Raw genomic sequence first — 18,355 nt, 5'->3', positions numbered from 1 at the left:
ACTTTGACTTCTGTATTGAAACGCGTTGACAATGCAGTTATCGACATCTCAGAACAAGCAATGAACGGTGAATTCCCAGGCGGGGAAACTATCACTTACGGCTTGTCTGATGAAGGGGTAGCTCTTGCGGATTCACGCGGCGCGATTCCAGAAGATGTCATGAGCCAGATTGAAGAATACAAAGAGAAAGTGATTTCAGGAGAAATCGAAGTTCCTGAAACAGTCTCTGAATAAGCTGTAGTCAAATACGGTCATCATAAAGACCGGGTATCCGGTCTTTATGATTTTTTTTCGTCTATTTTTCGAAAGATTAATAGATGAAAGGTTTCTGACAAAAGAAGCCTTTCATGTATTAATTCATTTAAACAAAGAACTAACCAGTCTCCGAGGGAGTGAGAACCGTGGAATATGTTATTGAAATGCTGAATATCCGCAAAGAGTTCGGGAACTTTGTCGCCAACGACAATATCACCCTGCAGCTTGAAAAAGGGGAAATTCATGCACTGCTCGGTGAGAACGGGGCAGGGAAATCCACCTTGATGAACGTCTTGTTTGGATTGTATCAACCAGAAGGCGGGGAAATCCGCGTCAGAGGGAAGAAAGTGGACATTTCCAACCCGAACGTAGCAAACGATCTCGGAATCGGCATGGTGCATCAACACTTTATGCTGGTCGAGAATTTTAGCGTCACCGAAAACATCATTCTCGGCAGCGAGCCGACAAAGATGGGCGTGACGAACAAAAAAGATGCCGCTCAGAAAGTGGCGAAGTTATCGGAGCAATATGGATTGAATGTCGATCCATACGCCATCATCGAAGACATCTCAGTTGGCATGCAGCAACGGGTGGAAATTTTGAAAACACTTTACCGTGGTGCGGAAATCCTGATTTTCGACGAGCCGACAGCTTCGCTCACACCGCAGGAAATTACGGAATTGATCCAGATCATGAAACGTTTGATCGCTGAAGGCAAATCGATCATTCTCATCACCCATAAATTGAAAGAGATCATGGACGTCTCAGACCGCGTCACGGTCATCCGTAAAGGCCAAGGGATCGGCACCGTCACCACGGCGGAAACGAACCCGAACGAATTGGCTGCTTTGATGGTCGGTCGCCAAGTGACATTCAAGACCGAAAAAGGCCCGGCACACCCGACAGAGGAAACCTTGACCGTTCAAGACCTTGTCGTCGAAGACTACCGTGGCATCGCCAAGGTAAAGAATTTGAATCTTACTGTCCGCAAAGGTGAAATTGTCGGAATTGCGGGAATCGATGGCAACGGCCAATCGGAATTAATCGAAGCGATTACCGGACTGCGCAAAGTCAAAAGTGGCAAAGTGCTGATTCATGGCAAGGACGTAACCGGCATGAAGCCAAGGAAAGTGACTGAATCCGGCGTCGGCCATATTCCACAAGACCGCCATAAGCACGGCTTGGTACTTGATTTCCCGATCGGCCATAATATTGCGCTGCAAACGTACTATACTGCGCCGATCTCGAAGTCGGGAATCATGGACTATAACAAAATTACAGAAAAAGCCCAGCAAATCATCAAGGATTTCGATGTCCGGACGCAAGGCCCGCATGAGCCGGCACGCGCTTTGTCTGGGGGGAACCAGCAAAAAGCGATTATCGGCCGTGAAGTCGACCGCAATCCAGATCTGCTCATTGCAGCGCTCCCGACGCGCGGTTTGGACGTAGGGGCTATCGAATTTATCCATAGCCGCTTGATCGAACAGCGCGATAACGGCAAAGCGGTCCTATTGATTTCCTTCGAGCTGGATGAAGTCATGAACGTCTCAGACCGCATCGCCGTCATCCATGACGGTGAGATCGTAGATGTGGTCATTCCGGAAGAAACGACTGAACAACAACTGGGTCTTCTCATGGCAGGACATGCGGACAAAGACAAGAAAGGCGGGAAGCACCGTGTCGAATAGAGCGACAAACTTGCTGGTCCCGATCGTTTCCGTCGTGCTCGGCCTGATCGTAGGCGCAATCATCATGCTCGTCAGCGGCTATAGCCCGATTGAAGGCTATGCCGCATTATGGAACGGTATATTTGGAGACCTTTACACAATCGGCGAAACGCTTCGCCAAATTACACCTTATCTATTGGCTGGTTTAGCCGTGGCATTTGCTTTCCGCTCAGGGCTCTTTAACATCGGGGTCGAAGGGCAATTGATCGTCGGCTGGTTCGCTGCAGCTTATGTCGGCGTAGCGGTTGAACTGCCGAAAATCATTCATTTGCCGCTGGCGATTTTGGCAGCGGCTGTAGCCGGGGCATTATGGGGCTTTGTTCCGGGACTATTGAAAGCCAAGTTCCGCGTACACGAAGTTATCGTCACCATCATGATGAACTATATTGCCCTTCACGTTACCAATGCTTTGATCCGAACGGTATCCGAAGGGGGAGACCGCACAGAGCGCATTTTCGCCAGTGCTTCCCTTCGTTCTGAATTCCTGGAGAACTTGACGGAATTTTCCCGTTTGCACTTGGGCTTATTGCTGGCACTAATCATGGTCGCCGTTATGTGGTTTATCCTTGAGAAGACGACGCTCGGCTTCGAGCTGAAAGCGGTCGGCTTTAACCAGCACGCTTCTGAATATGCAGGGATGAATGTCAATAAAAACATCATTATGGCTATGGTCATTTCCGGTGCATTTGCCGGTCTTGCAGGCGCGATGGAAGCGCTCGGGACGTTTGAGTATGTTTCGTCCAAAGGCGGTTTCACCGGAATCGGCTTTGACGGCATCGCCGTTGCGCTTCTTGGGATGAACACGCCGCTTGGTGTCGTTTTTGGGGCCACGTTATTCGGTTCCTTGAAATACGGCGCACTCAACATGCCGAATGCTGCAGGCATTCCGATTGAGATTGTTGAAATTGTCATCGCCGTGATCATCTTCTTTGTAGCATCCGGCTATATCATTCGTTTGCTGCTGCTCCGAGCGGCCGGCAAAAAGAAGGAGGCGAAGTGATATGAGCTTTTTGGAAATCCTATATTTCATCGTCCCTTCGGCAATTTTCTACGCAGCACCGCTTATTCTTGTCGCAATCGGCGGAGTGTTCTCTGAACGCTCGGGCGTCGTCAACATCGGCCTTGAAGGCTTGATGGTCATCGGTGCATTTGTCGGGATATTGTTCAACTTGCTGTTCGCGGATACATTCGGCGGAATGACGCCTTGGCTGGCATTGATTGCCGCGATGGTCGCAGCGCTTTTATTGTCGCTGCTACACGCCGTCGCATCGATTTCATTCCGCGCAGACCAAGTCGTTTCAGGGGTTGCCATCAACTTATTGGCGATTGCACTTGCGCTTTACTTGGTTAAGAGCATTTTCGATAAAGGCCAGACGGATTTCATCAGCGAACGCTTTGCACGCTATAACGTGCCGGTGTTATCTGAGATTCCTGTTATCGGCCCATTATTCTTCACGTCGGTTTACAATACGTCCTTCTTCGCGATCGGCGTTGCATTTCTCGCTTGGTTCGTCATCTATAAGACGCCGTTCGGCTTGCGTTTGCGTGCAGTCGGGGAGCATCCGATGGCAGCTGATACGATGGGGATCAACGTCGCGAGAATGCGCTATGTTGCGGTCATGATTTCCGGCGCTCTTGCGGGAATCGGCGGCGCAATCTACGCGCAGACGATTACTGGGGACTTCGGTCATGCGACAATTAACGGCCAAGGGTTCATGGCACTGGCTGCGATGATCTTCGGGAAATGGCATCCACTCGGTGCGATGGGCGCAGCTTTGTTCTTCGGCTTCGCACAATCCTTGAGCATCGTCGGTTCTTCGATTCCATACATCCAGGAAATTCCGAACGTCTTCCTGTTGATCTTGCCGTATGTCTTGACGATCTTCGCACTGGCTGGCTTTATCGGCCGCGCCAATGCGCCGAAAGCGAACGGCAAACCGTATATCAAAGGTCAGCGTTAAAAACAACACCGCGAATCAGCGGGAAAAAGCAACTGGCGGGGAGTTCCCCGCCAGTTTTTTTATGGAGAAAATCAAGCAACGGCCATAGGCGATTTGTAAAAACCCTTCATTAAACAAAGCGCAGGAAGCCAAGATTTGCACGGAAATCGCATAATCGGGCAGGCGCTTGATATTCACCTGCTTTTTTCCAGCTGTTTCCTCCGGTTTCATTGCATTTAAAGGAAAAAGTCCGGTATAGTTAGTGTAAGAATCACGAGAGGGGATCCAACATGTTTGAAACAAAGAAGATTGCACAAGGCGTCCATGTCCACGTACATGAAACGACGCAATTCAAGACCATTAATTTCTCGATCCGCTTCAAGGACCGGCTCACCGTGAAAAATGCTTCCGAGCGCGCAATCCTGGCGAATGTTTTGCAGCACAGCAACGAAATGTACCCATCCCATACAGCACTGCGCATGGTGCTTGATGATTTATACGGAACTTCCTTATACATAGATTCCACCAAACGCGGAGACGACCATATCGTCAATTTGAATGTCGAAACTGTCAACGACCAATATCTATCGGATGAAGGCGTTCTTGAAAAAGTGATGAATTTGATGTATATCGTCCTGTTCAAGCCGAATTTCGAGAATGGCCTGTTCAAGGAGAGCATCTTCAAGCGCGAACAGGAATCCATCGTCCAGCGCATCGAATCGGTATTTGATGACAAAACCCGCTATGCACAGCAGCGCATGATGGAACTCGGGCTTCCCGGCCATCCAGCTTCGATCACTTCGAACGGATCGATTGATCAAGTCAAGCAAGTGACGAATGAATCGCTTGTCGCTGCATATCATCATATGCTGGAAAATAACGAAGTGGAGATTTATGTGGTGGGGGACGTTTCACCGGAATTGATCTCTTCGCATATCCGCGATTATTTCCATTTTACAGCCGCCTGAACAGTCCCGCGTGCTGGAATATGAGGACATGAAACAAGGGAAGTTGCATATGATGTTCTTCACGCCGGTCACCTTCCGCGATGAGGATTTCCCGGTCATGCAATTGATGAACGGCGTTTTTGGCGGCTACGCGCACTCAAAATTGTTCGCCAATATCCGTGAGAAGGAAAGCATGGCTTATTACGTCTCGAGTTCTTATGCATCGCAGTTCGGCTTGATGTTCGTCCTTGCCGGGATCGACCGCAAGCTGGAAGAAAAAGCCGTTTCGCTCATCCTTGGCCAATTGGACGAAATCAAACAAGGGCATATTACCGATACCGAGTTGGAGCAGACGAAAGCATTGCTTACCAACCAGTTAAAAGAAGCGCTCGATTCGGCAAGAGGCCAAATCGATATTTACGATCAATACATGGAACTTTCGGAAGACTTTGAACCTGCCTATTTGATCGAAAGATGGGAAAGCGTGACAAAAGAGCAGATTGCGCAGGCAGCAAACAATATGAGTTTGCAAATGACGTATTTCTTGTCTGGCAAGGAGGAAGCAAGTGATGAATAAAATGGAATTCAATCAACTCGAAGAAACACTTTATCAGGAACAACTGCCAAATGGCTTGACGGTTTACATCTTGCCAAAACGCGGTTTTTCGAAAACCTACGCCACGTTCACGACAAAATACGGCTCGATCGATAACCATTTCGTACCGCTCGGTGAAAAACAAGCGATTCAAGTGCCGGATGGCATCGCTCACTTCCTCGAGCATAAAATGTTCGAAAAAGAAGAAGGTGATATTTTTCAGGAGTTCAGCAAAAACGGTGCTTCCGCCAATGCGTTCACCTCATTCACACGGACGGCGTATCTCTTTTCCGCGACAGGGCGCATCCAGGAAAACGTCACCACCTTGTTGGATTTTGTCCAAAGCCCATATTTCACCGAGCAGACGGTAGAAAAGGAAAAAGGCATCATTGCACAGGAAATCACCATGTATGACGACCAGCCAGATTGGCGCCTGTATTTTGGCATGATCGAGAATCTATACAAGAACCATCCCGTCAAAATCGATATCGCAGGGACGGTTGAGTCGATTCAGCACATCACGGCGGAACATCTCTACACGTGCTACCATACGTTCTACCATCCGTCGAATATGACGCTGTTCATCGTCGGAAACGTTGAGCCTGAAAGCATGATGCAATTCGTCAAAGACAACCAGGCGGCGAAAACATTCGATGCGCCTGCACCGATTGAGCGCATTTTCCCGGATGAGCCAAAAGAAGCGGCGGTCAAGGAACGCACATTGGAAATGGTGGTCCAAAAACCGAAAGTCTTTGTCGGACTCAAACCGGAGCGGCTTGATTTGCACGGCCCGGAAATGCTCAAGCATGAATTGTCCGCGCAGCTCGCTTACGAATTATTGTTTGGTAGAACTTCGAATTTCTACCATGAAGCTTACGAAAATGGCTGGATCGATGAATCGTATTCATTCGACTATTCGTTGGAAAGCGGATTCGGTTATGCACTGATTGGTACGGACACGAATCATCCTGAGAAGTTTGCGCAAGAAGTCAAAAAAACAATTCATCAGGCAGTGGAAAAATGGCCGTTCGGTCAAGAAGACCTGGACCGCGTGCGACGCAAGAAAATCGGGTTTTTCATGCGCGCCCTAAATTCACCGGAATACATCGCCAACCAATTTACACAATATGCGTTCAACGGCATGAACCTTTTCGATGTCGTGCCGGTGCTTGAACAAATTGAAGTGGCCGACTTGCAGGAAGCGTTCGCCTTAGTCAGTGCAGAAAGCCAGCAATCGGTCTTCACGATCAAATCACCGGAGAAAGAACAGGCGTGAAGCGATTCGCTCTGATCCTCGGAGCATCGGGAGACATCGGTGGCGCGATCGCCCGGCAGATGGCGGAGGAAGGCTGGTCGCTTTATCTTCATTACCATTCAACCGCCCTTGAAGCGTTTGCGCAGGAACTCAGCGTGCGCTACCCGCAGCAGGAATTTATTCCGGTACAGGGCGATTTCACGCAAGACGGCGGCGCCGAGCAAGTCGCAAACCAAGTGTTCGACAGCTCGTGCGTCGTCTGTGCGAGCGGCCACGCGCTGTCAAGCCTATTGCAGGACACCAGCAGCGCCGACCAGGATGCTTTATGGCGCGTCCATGTAAAGAATCCGATCGAGACGGTGCGGCTGTTGTCGCCTTATTTCAGGAGGCATGAAAAGTCCTATGTCATTTTCATTGCATCGATTTGGGGCGAAACGGGGGCTTCGATGGAAACGGCTTATTCGGCCGTAAAAGGCGCACAGCTCGCATTCACGAAAGCCTATGCCAAAGAGATGGCGCCGTCCGGCACACGCGTCAATGCCGTATCGCCCGGGTTGATCCGCACGAAAATGAATGCCGGGTTGACAGATGAAGGCTGGCTGGAGCTCGAAGAAGAAATTCCGCTTGGGGCTGGTTCACCAGAAGATATCGCCCATGCGGTTGCGTTTTTAGCCAGTGGCAAGGCGGATTATATTACCGGACAGACAATCCGTGTCAATGGCGGCTGGTTGATCTAGCGTACGCCAGCTTTTCATCATTGTTAATCTAGGCTATCATAAAGGCAATGGACCATAGGATGACACATGTATGGGAGGGAGAGTGAAGCATGAAAGAATGGTATTTTGAGTATGAAATCCAAGTCAACCGCCCGGGCCTGCTCGGGGACATTGCATCGCTTCTCGGCATGCTGCGCGTCAATATTGTTACCATCAACGGCGTAGACCAAGGGCGCCGCGGCATGCTGCTGCGTGCAGAGCATGACGTGCAGATAGAACGCTTTGAACAGATCCTCTCGACAATTGAAACCATAGCGGTGACGAAATTCCGCGAACCGAAATTACGGGACATTCTCGCGGTGCGCCATGGCCGGTATATCCAGCGCGATGCAGACGACCGCAAAACTTTCCGCTTCGTGCGGGATGAACTCGGGCTGCTCGTCGATTTCATGGCAGAAATCTTCAAACAGGAAGGCCATAAACTGGTCGGGCTGCGGGGCATGCCGCGTGTTGGCAAGACCGAGTCGATCGTCGCCGCAAGCGTCAGCGCCAACAAGAAATGGATATTCCTGTCGTCCACGATGATCAAGCAAACCGTCCGCAACCAATTAATGGGCGATGAACACAACGACAATAATATTTTTATCTTGGACGGCATCGTCACAAGGCGTTCAGCCGATGAGCGCCATCTGCAGCTCGTGAGGGAGATGATGCGTATGCCGACCATCAAAGTGGTTGAGCATCCCGATAAATTCGTTGAGCATTCCGAGTACAGCATCGACGATTTCGATTACATTATCGAATTGCGCCATCATCCCGAAGAAAAGATCACGTATGAAGTATTGGAGAAAAACACGTTTATGGACAATAAAGACCAGATGGATATGTTCGGCGACGGTTTCAATTTTTAACCAGGCAGGTGATGACGATGGGACAACTGGGCACGAAGCTGAAACAGGCAAGGCTGGAGCAAGGCTTAAGCCTTGAACAGCTCAATGAGCGGACGAAAATCCAAAAGCATCATTTGGAAGGCATCGAGACAGGGGATTATTCGGCCATCCCCGGCGGCTTTTATGTGCGTGCATTTATCAAGCGCTACGCGCAAGCGGTCGGCTTGGATGGCGATTCGCTGTTGATGGAGCACAAAAACGAATTGCCGGAAGATGCACCGGAAGCCGTTCCTGCAGAGCATTTGACGCGCAGGCCCGAGAAGAAAAAACGCAGCTCCGGCCCCGTCGCAGAATCTATGCCGAAGGTGTTGGTAGCATTATTTATCGTTTTCATACTATTGGTCATTTGGTATTTCTATCTGCTCAGTACGTCGGGAAACGATGTGCAACAGGTAGAAGAAGGCGGGGGCGATGTGGAATACGAGGCACCGGCTGAACAACCTGAACAACAGCCGGAAGCGGCCGAGGAACAAGAAGCTCCCGCTGATGAACCGGAAGAACAACCGGAACCTGAAGAGCCACAAGCTCAATTGGAACTTGAGAGCGTCTCGGGCGAAACGACGACTTATACGTTCTCTGGACCGGCTGACCGGGAGCTTGAATTCACGGCAGATGGGGCATCATGGCTGACCGTCTTGAATGAAGGCGGCGTGGAACTACTGAGCCTCGCCCGCGTTTTCGAGGCAGGAGAAACGGAAGCCGTTGATGTGTCTGATGAAACGGAAATCTTTATGCGCGTCGGGGATTACTCGATGTTGTCAATCGAATTGAACGGCGAAACGGTGCCGTATGAACAAGAGCGAAAACCACAAAACATCGTCATCCGTTTTGATGATGCTGAATAGCCATCACCCGATGGCTATTTTTCTGCAAGGATTGAAAGGAGAAAAACAAATGAATATTCCAAACCAAATTACCATTTCACGCATCTTGCTCATCCCGATTTTCATGGCTTTCATGCTTATCGATTTCGGCTGGGGAGAGATGACGCTTCTGGGTGCAACACTGCCGGTTGCGCATTTCATCGGTGCATTGATCTTCATTTTCGCATCCGCTACCGACTGGGTCGATGGCTATTATGCACGCAAATACAATTTAGTCACGACTTTCGGCAAATTCTTGGATCCGCTTGCCGATAAACTTCTCGTCTCTGCGGCATTGATCATTCTGGTCGAACTTGGCTTCGCGCCGGCATGGGTCGTCATCGTCATCATCAGCCGCGAATTCGCCGTCACAGGCCTGCGCTTAGTGCTAGCTGGTGAAGGGGAAGTCGTGGCAGCCGGCAACTTGGGCAAAATCAAGACCGTCACACAATTATTCGCGATCATTTCGCTATTGCTTTACAATATGCTCTTCGCCTTGGTCGGCATTCCATTCGGCGAGATCATGCTTTATATCGCTTTGCTGTTTACGGTATGGTCCGGATGGGATTATTTCTATGCCAACCGCAAAGGGCTTATGACATCCAAATAAGCGCCACATGAAAGGAAGGTTGCTATGAACGCTGAAATTATCGCAGTTGGTTCGGAGCTCCTGCTCGGCCAGATTACCAATACGAATGCCCGCTTCATTTCCGGGCATCTCGCTGAAATCGGGATCAATGTCTATTACCATACGGTAGTAGGAGACAACCCCGAGCGCTTGAAAGAAACGATCGCTGTCGCGGAATCGCGTGCAGACCTGATCATCTTCTCTGGAGGGCTCGGGCCGACGAAAGACGATTTGACCAAACAGACCATTGCCAACCATCTAGGCACAACCTTATCAATGGATGATGATGCAATGGTATCGATCGCTGCCTTTTTCGAACGGGCAGGGAGGCCGATGACTGAAAACAATAAAAAACAAGCTCTTGTCCTTGAGGGCAGCGAAGTGCTCGTCAACGAGAATGGCATGGCGCCGGGAATGATGTATCAAAACGGCGATCATATGTATATGTTGTTGCCAGGCCCGCCGCATGAATTAGAGCCGATGTTCCAATTCGAGGCAAAACCGAAATTGGTGCGGATGCTAAATGAAGAAAATATCATCCTATCGCATGTCTTGCGGTTTTATGGCATCGGGGAAGCGGAAATCGAAGACCGCCTGCAGGATATCTTGGACAAACAGACCAACCCGACGATTGCACCGCTGGCATCCGCCGGCGAAGTCACGCTGCGCATCACGGCAAAAACGGACACCACGGATGAGGCATGGAAATTGATCGACGGTGCAAAAGAAGAAATCTTGGAGCGCGTCGGCCAATACTTATATGGCTATGATGACGATTCGCTCGCTTCGAAAGCAATCGACCTGTTGAAGCAGCAAGGCAAAACCATTTCGGCAGCAGAAAGCCTGACGGCAGGATTGTTCCAGTCAGAACTCGCATCCGTTACAGGGGCGAGTGCTGTATTGAATGGGGGCGTCGTAGCCTATAATAAGCAAATGAAAGTTCAGCAGCTCGGCATAGCACCTGAGTTTTTCGAAAAGCACTCTGTTGTCAGCGAAGAAGCGGCAGCCATAATGGCAAAGGCTGCCCGGGAGAAATTCGGCACTGACATCGCAGTGAGCCTCACCGGCGCAGCTGGTCCTGATGCTCACGGAGAAGAGCCGGCCGGGACGGTTTGGATTGGCATCGATAGCGATCAAGGTACCCATACTTACCGGCTCGAACTATCTGGCTTGAGAAACACGAATCGCTTACGAGCGGTGAAACTGGCATTGTATTACTTGATACGGACACTGGCAGATGAAGACGCGCGCAAAATTTAATTTTGCGTGTTTTTTCATGCCCATTTCAGGGGAATGATAGGATAGCGAGGATCAAATTCGTGAAACAATAATACGAACACGAATAAACGTTCGCTTTTTTCTTGTAAATTTCTCAATAAACTAGTATACTGAAATCAGTTAGAAAATTGGTTTTCACATAAGAGGAGGATTTCTTTTGAGCGATCGTAAAGCAGCGCTGGATATGGCGCTAAAACAAATAGAAAAGCAATTCGGTAAAGGTTCTGTCATGAAATTGGGTGAAAGCACAGGCCATAATGTCTCAACTGTTTCAAGTGGTTCGTTGTCACTGGACATCGCACTCGGCATAGGCGGATATCCGCGCGGGCGAGTCATCGAGATTTACGGGCCGGAAAGCTCAGGTAAAACAACAGTCTCACTTCATGCCATCGCTGAAGTACAAGCTTCAGGCGGCACGGCTGCATTTATCGATGCGGAGCACGCCCTTGACCCGGTGTATGCAAAAGCACTCGGCGTCAACTTGGATGAGCTATTGCTATCCCAGCCGGATACAGGCGAGCAGGCACTTGAAATCGCAGAAGCGCTCGTGCGCAGCGGCGCAGTAGATATCGTAGTTATCGACTCCGTAGCGGCACTTGTGCCAAAAGCTGAAATCGAAGGCGAAATGGGCGACTCACACGTCGGGCTCCAGGCTCGTCTTATGTCACAGGCTCTCCGTAAACTGTCGGGCGCCATCAACAAATCGAACACCATCGCTGTATTTATCAACCAAATCCGAGAAAAAGTCGGCGTCATGTTCGGGAACCCTGAAGTCACGCCGGGCGGCCGCGCGTTGAAGTTCTATTCATCCGTACGTCTTGAAGTCCGCCGTGCAGAAGCTTTGAAGTCCGGCAACGACATCATCGGTAACCGCACGAAGATCAAAGTCGTCAAAAACAAAGTAGCTCCGCCGTTCCGCACAGCGGAAGTGGATATTATGTACGGGCAAGGGATTTCGCGTGAAGGTGAGATCGTTGACCTTGCAGCAGACCTCGATATCGTCCAAAAGAGCGGCTCATGGTACTCCTACAATAACGAACGAGTTGGGCAAGGCCGTGAAAATGCCAAGCAATTCATGCGCGAGCATGAAGACATCCGTAATGAAATTGCAGGCAAAGTCCGTGAACACTACGGCATGACCGCAGCTTCCTATTCAGTATCCGTTCCTAAAGGTGACAAGAAAGAAGCAGAAGACTTTAACTTGCTCACTGACGAAGAGGAATAGGCTGTTCCTGGAACTTTATAATGACTTTCTGCCAAGACTGCGAAGCGAATGCTTCGCAGTCTTTTTACAAGCAAGGGGCGCCGGCTTGGCAGGGTTGACAGCGCATAGGTCCATCTATACAATTAAAATTGTATTATTTACTAATTTTTAAACGAATGATGAAAGACAAAGAGTTATTGATTCATCCTTTGAAAATGTAAAAAATCAATAGCAAGAGGAGGTGTCCGAATGGGTATTACTGAGTTCATCTTCGCTTTGCTTGGTATCATCGTCGGTGTAGTTGTTGGGTATTTTGCATTGAAAAAGGCAAACGATTCCAAAATGGCAGGCGCCAAACATTCCGCAGAGCAAGTCGTCGAAGATGCAAAACGGGAAGCAGAGGCGCTGAAAAAAGAAGCCTTGCTGGAAGCGAAAGACGAAAATCATAAATTGCGTACTGAAGCTGAATCTGAAATTCGCGAACGCCGATCGGAAATGCAGAAACACGAAAATCGGTTGTTGCAAAGAGAAGAAAATTTGGATCGCAAGGATGATGCATTAAACAAACGTGAGGCCGGCCTTGAACGCAAGGATCAGGCTCTTGCCGAAAAACAACAGCATATTGAACAGATGGAGAGCAAAGCTGAGAATTTGGTTCAGCAGCAACAAACCGAAATGGAACGGATTTCATCGTTGACGCGTGAAGAAGCGAAAAGCATCATTCTCGAGCAAGTGGAGAACGAATTGTCGACAGATATCGCAGTCATGGTCAAGGAATCGGAAGCCCGTGCCAAAGAAGAATCGGACAAAAAAGCGAAGAACATCTTGTCGCTGGCGATGCAGCGCTTTGCTGCAGACCATGTAGCGGAAACGACCGTTTCCGTGGTCAACTTGCCGAATGACGAGATGAAAGGCCGCATCATCGGGCGTGAAGGACGCAATATCCGGACGCTTGAAACCTTGACCGGTATCGATTTGATTATCGATGACACGCCGGAAGCGGTCATTCTTTCCGGATTTGATCCGATCCGCCGCGAAACGGCGCGTCTGGCACTTGAGAAATTGGTGTCGGACGGGCGCATCCATCCAGCGAGAATCGAGGAAATGGTTGAGAAGTCAAGACGTGAAGTCGATGAACAAATTCGTGAAATTGGGGAACAAACCACATTTGACGTAGGTGTACATAACTTGCATCCAGACTTGATCAAAATACTCGGTCGACTCCGCTACCGTACGAGCTATGGCCAGAACGTCCTGAAACACTCAATGGAAGTGGCGTTCTTGTCAGGCCTCATGGCAGCAGAGCTTGGAGAAGATGTGACACTTGCACGACGCGCAGGTCTCTTGCACGATATCGGTAAAGCCATCGACCACGAAGTTGAAGGCAGCCACGTCGAGATCGGTGTAGAGCTCGGCACAAAATACAAGGAACATCCAGTCGTCATCAACAGCATCGCTTCCCACCACGGCGACACAGAAGCGACTTCGGTCATTTCGGTCATCGTCGCAGCTGCGGACGCATTATCCGCAGCACGTCCAGGTGCCAGAAGCGAAACGCTCGAGAACTACATCCGCCGGCTTGAGAAGCTGGAAGAGATTTCAGAGTCTTACGAAGGGGTCGAGAAATCGTTCGCCATCCAAGCAGGCCGCGAGATCCGGATCATGGTTCGCCCGGAGCAGATCGACGATATGACAGCTCACCGCCTTGCACGCGATATCCGCAAGCGCATTGAGGAAGAACTGGATTATCCAGGACATATCAAAGTGACGGTCATCCGCGAAACGCGTGCCGTTGAATACGCAAAATAAAAAAACGAAAAAGGCTTCGTTGAATATCCATTCAAAGAAGCCTTTTTCTTATGGAGAAAGGTGATTGCATGAAAGTTTTATTTATCGGGGATATTGTAGGGGCGATCGGGAGAGAAGCACTCGAAAGTTATTTGCCGCGGCTGAAGCGCAAATATGCACCGGATGTCGTCATCGCAAACGGCGAGAACGCCGCTGCAGGACGCGGCATTACCAAATCGATTTACCAGGATCTATTGTTCATGGGGGTCGATATGGTGACAATGGGCAACCATACGTGGGACCAAAAAGAAATTTTTGATTTTATCGACGATGTGGATTACTTGATCCGCCCGGCGAACTTTTCGGAAGAGGCACCTGGACGTGGCATGGCAACTGTCACGAAAAACGGCAAAACTTTGTCGGTCATCAATTTGCACGGCCGAGTGTTCCTTCCTGCGCATGACGATCCGTTCAAGATGGCAGATGAATTGATCGAAGAAGCCAAGCAAGTGTCGCCGCTCGTCTTCGTCGACTTCCACGCGGAGGCGACAAGCGAAAAGATTGCGATGGGCTGGCATTTGGATGGTCGCGCTTCTGTCGTTGTCGGGACGCACACCCATGTCCAAACAGCGGATGCGCGTGTTCTCCCTGGCGGAACGGCGTATATTTCGGATGTCGGCATGACCGGCCCGTACGACGAAATCCTTGGCATGAAAAAGGACTCGGTTCTATACCGTTTCAAGACGAATATGCCGACCCGCTTTGAAGTGCCTAAATCGGGCCGTTCGGTCGTCAGCGGATTTTTCACGGAGATTGACGACAATACGGGTAAAGCTTTAAGTTGCGAGAGAATTTATATCAATGAGGATTACCCTTTCCAGGCATGATCCCGGTGTCGAATTAACGACAATTGCCCGGACAGCTTGTATCAAGCCCCATTGGTTCAGTATAATGGTTAGAGATGGACGAATGGCTGGCTTGAGACGAAATTCTTGTCGGGCTTAGCGAATTCACTGTACAATCGTAAGCGAAAGTGTTCTGACAGATAAAGAAAATCAAAATACAGTGTCTGATGCCAGCTCTCGGCACCGGACCAGGAAATGGGTGTCTACGGTAATGACTTATACAAAACAACAAATCGTCGATAAAGCGCGTGAAGTAGCGGACATGATCGCTGAAACAGAAGAAGTGGATTTCTTTAAACGTGCAGAAGCACAGATCAATGAAAATCAGCAGATCCGTGAAAAAATCGCAAGCTTGAAAAGCCTTCAAAAACAAGCCGTCAATTTCCAGCATTACGGAAAAGAACGCGCGCTTGAATTGATCGAGAAGAAAATTCAAAAAATCGAAGATGAAATCGACGCTGTACCAATCGTTCAGGAATTCAAGCAATCACAAAGCGATGTTAACTCGCTATTGCAGATGGTTTCTACGGCGATTGCCAATCAAGTGACGAACAACATCATCACAGATACCGGCGGCGACTTGCTGCGCGGCGAAACAGGATCCAAAGTAAGAAACGATGGCGGCGGCAGCTGCTCATAATCCACAGCGCGGAACGAATTGCGCAGTAATCTTATAGAAACTGAAAGAGCCCAGCTCTTTCAGTTTTTTCGTTTCTGACTGCGAGTTTGTTATAATGGGGAAACGGACAATTGATTGAATGAGAGAGGGTAGACAATGGCACCGACACCAATGATCCAACAATATTTGCAAGTGAAATCAGAGTACCAGGATGCATTCCTGTTTTTCCGTTTGGGCGATTTTTATGAAATGTTCTACGACGACGCCATCAAAGCGTCCCAGTTGCTAGAAATCACATTGACGAGCCGCGGCGGCAATGGGGAAGATCGCATTCCGATGTGTGGGGTGCCGCACCATTCCGCGAAAAACTATATTGACCAGCTGATCCAAAAAGGACATAAAGTCGCGGTATGCGAACAAGTGGAAGACCCAAAAACGACCAAAGGCGTAGTCAAACGCGAAGTAGTCCGCCTCATCACACCTGGTACCCATACCGAAGGCAAGAGCGTCGATGCCAAGGCGAATAATTTCATTGCGGCGGCCGATGAAGTGGCAGGCGGTTTCGGCCTGGCGTATTTGGACATCTCAACGGGCGAATCAACCGCCACATACATAGCAGGCAATGAAAAAGCATTGCTCAACGAACTCCAGGCGCTGCACATCCGTGAACTGGTCGTCTCGGAGCAATTACGCTTATTGCTCGCAGAAGAAGACCAGCAACTCATTTTATCAGTCGAGCATATGGAAGCGCCTTTTACGGCGGAACCGGCCTTATTCGCCGAATGCCCAAGCGAGCTTGAAATGTGCGGCAAGCGATTGCTTGCCTATATCGCAGCGACCCAAAAGCAATCGCTCGGCCATATCCAGCCCTTCACATTCCGTGAAAACGCCCGCATTCTAGGCATCGATTATTACTCGAAACGCAATCTGGAGTTGATTGAATCCATTCGCGGCGGAGACAATAAAGGCACGTTATTATGGCTATTGGACGAAACGGTCACGGCCATGGGCAGCCGCAAGTTAAAGCAATGGCTGCATCAGCCCTTGGCGGACCGCTTTGCAATCGAAGCACGGCAGCAAATGGTCGAAGCTTTAATGGACCGCTATTTCGTGCGCGTGGAATTGCAACAATTATTGAAACAAGTGTATGACTTGGAGCGTTTGTCTGGACGTGTGGCATTCGGCAGCGCGAGCGGGCGGGATTTGGCGCAGCTGCGCAATTCCTTGGAGAAGATTCCAGAACTCGTACGTGAGCTGGCAGATTCAGGCCACGCTTCGCTTGAGCAATTCAGCGCCGGTTTGGATCCGTGCCCGGAAGTTTGCGAGTTGCTGTCAGCGATCAGCGACAATCCGCCGCTATCGGCCAAAGAAGGTGGCATCATCCGTGACGGCTTCAACGCGCAATTGGATGAATACCGGGACGCTTCACGAAACGGCAAGGACTGGATTGCGGAACTCGAGCAAAAAGAACGGGCGAAAACTGGAATCCGATCGTTGAAGATCGGCTATAACCGGATTTTCGGCTATTATATTGAAATTTCAAAAGCCAATATGCATTTGGCGGACCTTGAACGATACGAAAGAAAACAGACCTTGGCAAACGCTGAGCGCTATATCACGCCGGAATTGAAAGAAAAAGAAACTTTGATTTTAACGGCTGAAGAAAAGAGCCTGACACTGGAATACGAATTATTCGTCAGTGTGCGCGAGCAAGTAAAGGAATACATTTCGCGAATTCAGCAATTGGCTTCAAAAGTCAGCGCACTCGACGTCTATATCAGCTTTTCGGATGTCGCGGAAAAATACCGCTTCACGAAACCGGCCTTTAACGACGGGCGGAAAATTTCGATCCGCGAAGGCCGCCATCCAGTCGTCGAAAAAATGCTCAATAAACAGCATTATGTACCGAACGACTGTGAACTCGGCGACGACGGCAATATGCTATTGATTACTGGTCCGAACATGTCGGGGAAAAGCACTTATATGCGCCAAGTCGCTTTGACGATCGTCCTGGCACAAATCGGCAGCTACGTCCCGGCGGCTTCTGCGGAACTGCCGATCGTCGACCAGATCTTCACGCGCATCGGCGCTGCGGATGATCTCGTCTCAGGCCAAAGTACATTCATGGTCGAAATGATGGAATCGCAATACGCCATCACCCATGCGACGGAACGCAGTTTGTTATTATTCGATGAAATCGGCCGCGGCACTTCCACTTATGACGGCATGGCGTTGGCACAGTCGATGATTGAATACATCCATGAACAGATCGGCGCCAATACCTTGTTCTCAACGCATTACCACGAACTGACGGCTTTGGAAGAAACCTTGCCGAAGCTGAGCAATGTCCATGTCTCGGCAATGGAACAATCCGGAAAAGTCGTCTTTTTGCATAAAGTGAAACGCGGGCCGGCCGATAAGAGCTACGGCGTCCATGTGGCGGAACTCGCCAATTTGCCGGAAGCAATTTTGCGCCGCGCGCGCGAATTATTGCTTAGTTTCGAGGCAGATAACCACAAAACGCAGCAGCAGGCAGAACAATTATCGTTTTTTGATGAACGGGATACGGTGAACGAAGAAGTTCTGCAATCTATCAAAGATGCGTCGATTTCACGCATGACGCCGCTTGAAGCGTTGCAGCTGATCAACGACTTGCAGGAGAAAATAAGCGGAGGAGGCTGATCC

The 18,355-nt window shown here is 49.7% G+C and carries 16 protein-coding genes and 1 pseudogene; 16 read left to right on the top strand and 1 reads right to left on the bottom strand.

Features of this window, described 5'->3' with window-relative positions; genetic code table 11:
- The 4 genes from ON064_RS03950 to ON064_RS03935 all read left to right on the top strand — a co-directional run.
- Positions 1 to 234, top strand: a 234-nt coding sequence (locus tag ON064_RS03950; RefSeq protein ID WP_274623707.1) for a BMP family lipoprotein, incomplete at its 5' end; no start/stop codon positions are given.
- A gap of 167 nt (positions 235 to 401) precedes the next feature.
- A complete protein-coding gene (locus tag ON064_RS03945) occupies positions 402 to 1,943 on the top strand; it encodes an ABC transporter ATP-binding protein (protein WP_274623706.1) in 1,542 nt (513 codons plus the stop codon).
- Positions 1,933 to 2,982 carry an ABC transporter permease gene (locus ON064_RS03940; RefSeq protein ID WP_274623705.1) on the top strand — a complete coding sequence of 350 codons (1,050 nt, stop codon included), beginning with the start codon at positions 1,933 to 1,935 and terminating at the stop codon, positions 2,980 to 2,982. The genes ON064_RS03945 and ON064_RS03940 overlap by 11 nt, the downstream gene beginning before the upstream one ends.
- A gap of 1 nt (position 2,983) precedes the next feature.
- Positions 2,984 to 3,943 carry an ABC transporter permease gene (locus tag ON064_RS03935; RefSeq protein ID WP_121297639.1) on the top strand — a complete coding sequence of 320 codons (960 nt, stop codon included), beginning with the start codon at positions 2,984 to 2,986 and terminating at the stop codon, positions 3,941 to 3,943.
- Positions 3,944 to 3,958: 15 nt separating this feature from the next.
- On the opposite strand, the gene ON064_RS03930 is transcribed toward ON064_RS03935, so the two are convergent.
- Positions 3,959 to 4,120 carry a hypothetical protein gene (locus ON064_RS03930; protein WP_274623704.1) on the bottom strand — a complete coding sequence of 54 codons (162 nt, stop codon included), beginning with the start codon at positions 4,118 to 4,120 and terminating at the stop codon, positions 3,959 to 3,961.
- Positions 4,121 to 4,212: 92 nt separating this feature from the next.
- Between ON064_RS03930 and yfmF the strand changes: the two are divergent.
- From yfmF to mutS, 12 genes and pseudogenes are all read left to right on the top strand, one after another.
- Positions 4,213 to 5,446: pseudogene (gene yfmF, locus ON064_RS03925) on the top strand (EF-P 5-aminopentanol modification-associated protein YfmF).
- Positions 5,439 to 6,740, top strand: a complete 1,302-nt coding sequence (yfmH, locus tag ON064_RS03920; protein WP_274623703.1) for an EF-P 5-aminopentanol modification-associated protein YfmH — start codon at positions 5,439 to 5,441, stop codon at positions 6,738 to 6,740. Before yfmF ends, yfmH begins: the two are co-directional and overlap by 8 nt.
- The gene (gene ymfI, locus ON064_RS03915; protein WP_274623702.1) at positions 6,737 to 7,456 is read left to right on the top strand and encodes an elongation factor P 5-aminopentanone reductase; all 720 of its coding nucleotides are present in this window, start codon (positions 6,737 to 6,739) and stop codon (positions 7,454 to 7,456) included. The genes yfmH and ymfI overlap by 4 nt, the downstream gene beginning before the upstream one ends.
- Positions 7,457 to 7,545: 89 nt before the next feature.
- Entirely contained in the window at positions 7,546 to 8,346 is an 801-nt protein-coding gene (locus tag ON064_RS03910) for a YmfK family protein (protein WP_058380490.1), read from the top strand.
- 17 nt (positions 8,347 to 8,363) lie between these two features.
- Positions 8,364 to 9,230, top strand: a complete 867-nt coding sequence (locus ON064_RS03905) for a helix-turn-helix domain-containing protein (protein WP_274623701.1) — start codon at positions 8,364 to 8,366, stop codon at positions 9,228 to 9,230.
- A gap of 49 nt (positions 9,231 to 9,279) precedes the next feature.
- Entirely contained in the window at positions 9,280 to 9,858 is a 579-nt protein-coding gene (gene pgsA, locus ON064_RS03900; protein WP_211654416.1) for a CDP-diacylglycerol--glycerol-3-phosphate 3-phosphatidyltransferase, read from the top strand.
- Positions 9,859 to 9,882: 24 nt separating this feature from the next.
- Positions 9,883 to 11,136 (top strand): competence/damage-inducible protein A, encoded by a 1,254-nt coding sequence (locus ON064_RS03895; protein WP_121297634.1) that lies wholly within the window; start codon positions 9,883 to 9,885, stop codon positions 11,134 to 11,136.
- Between the two features lie 175 nt (positions 11,137 to 11,311).
- Complete coding sequence (gene recA, locus ON064_RS03890) at positions 11,312 to 12,379, top strand: recombinase RecA (RefSeq protein ID WP_121297633.1); 1,068 nt, start codon at positions 11,312 to 11,314, stop codon at positions 12,377 to 12,379.
- A 228-nt stretch (positions 12,380 to 12,607) separates the two neighbouring features.
- Complete coding sequence (rny, locus tag ON064_RS03885) at positions 12,608 to 14,167, top strand: ribonuclease Y (RefSeq protein ID WP_121297632.1); 1,560 nt, start codon at positions 12,608 to 12,610, stop codon at positions 14,165 to 14,167.
- A gap of 68 nt (positions 14,168 to 14,235) precedes the next feature.
- A complete protein-coding gene (locus ON064_RS03880; RefSeq protein ID WP_274623700.1) occupies positions 14,236 to 15,033 on the top strand; it encodes a TIGR00282 family metallophosphoesterase in 798 nt (265 codons plus the stop codon).
- 229 nt (positions 15,034 to 15,262) lie between these two features.
- A complete protein-coding gene (locus ON064_RS03875) occupies positions 15,263 to 15,691 on the top strand; it encodes a YlbF/YmcA family competence regulator (protein WP_058380497.1) in 429 nt (142 codons plus the stop codon).
- 135 nt (positions 15,692 to 15,826) lie between these two features.
- Positions 15,827 to 18,352 carry a DNA mismatch repair protein MutS gene (mutS, locus tag ON064_RS03870; RefSeq protein ID WP_274623699.1) on the top strand — a complete coding sequence of 842 codons (2,526 nt, stop codon included), beginning with the start codon at positions 15,827 to 15,829 and terminating at the stop codon, positions 18,350 to 18,352.
- Positions 18,353 to 18,355 lie beyond the last annotated feature (3 nt).

The sequence above is a fragment of the Planococcus sp. A6 genome (assembly GCF_028823615.1).
Lineage (GTDB): Bacteria > Bacillota > Bacilli > Bacillales_A > Planococcaceae > Planococcus.
Note: the sequence above shows the minus strand (reverse complement) of the source record. Positions and strands in the feature narration are given on the sequence as shown.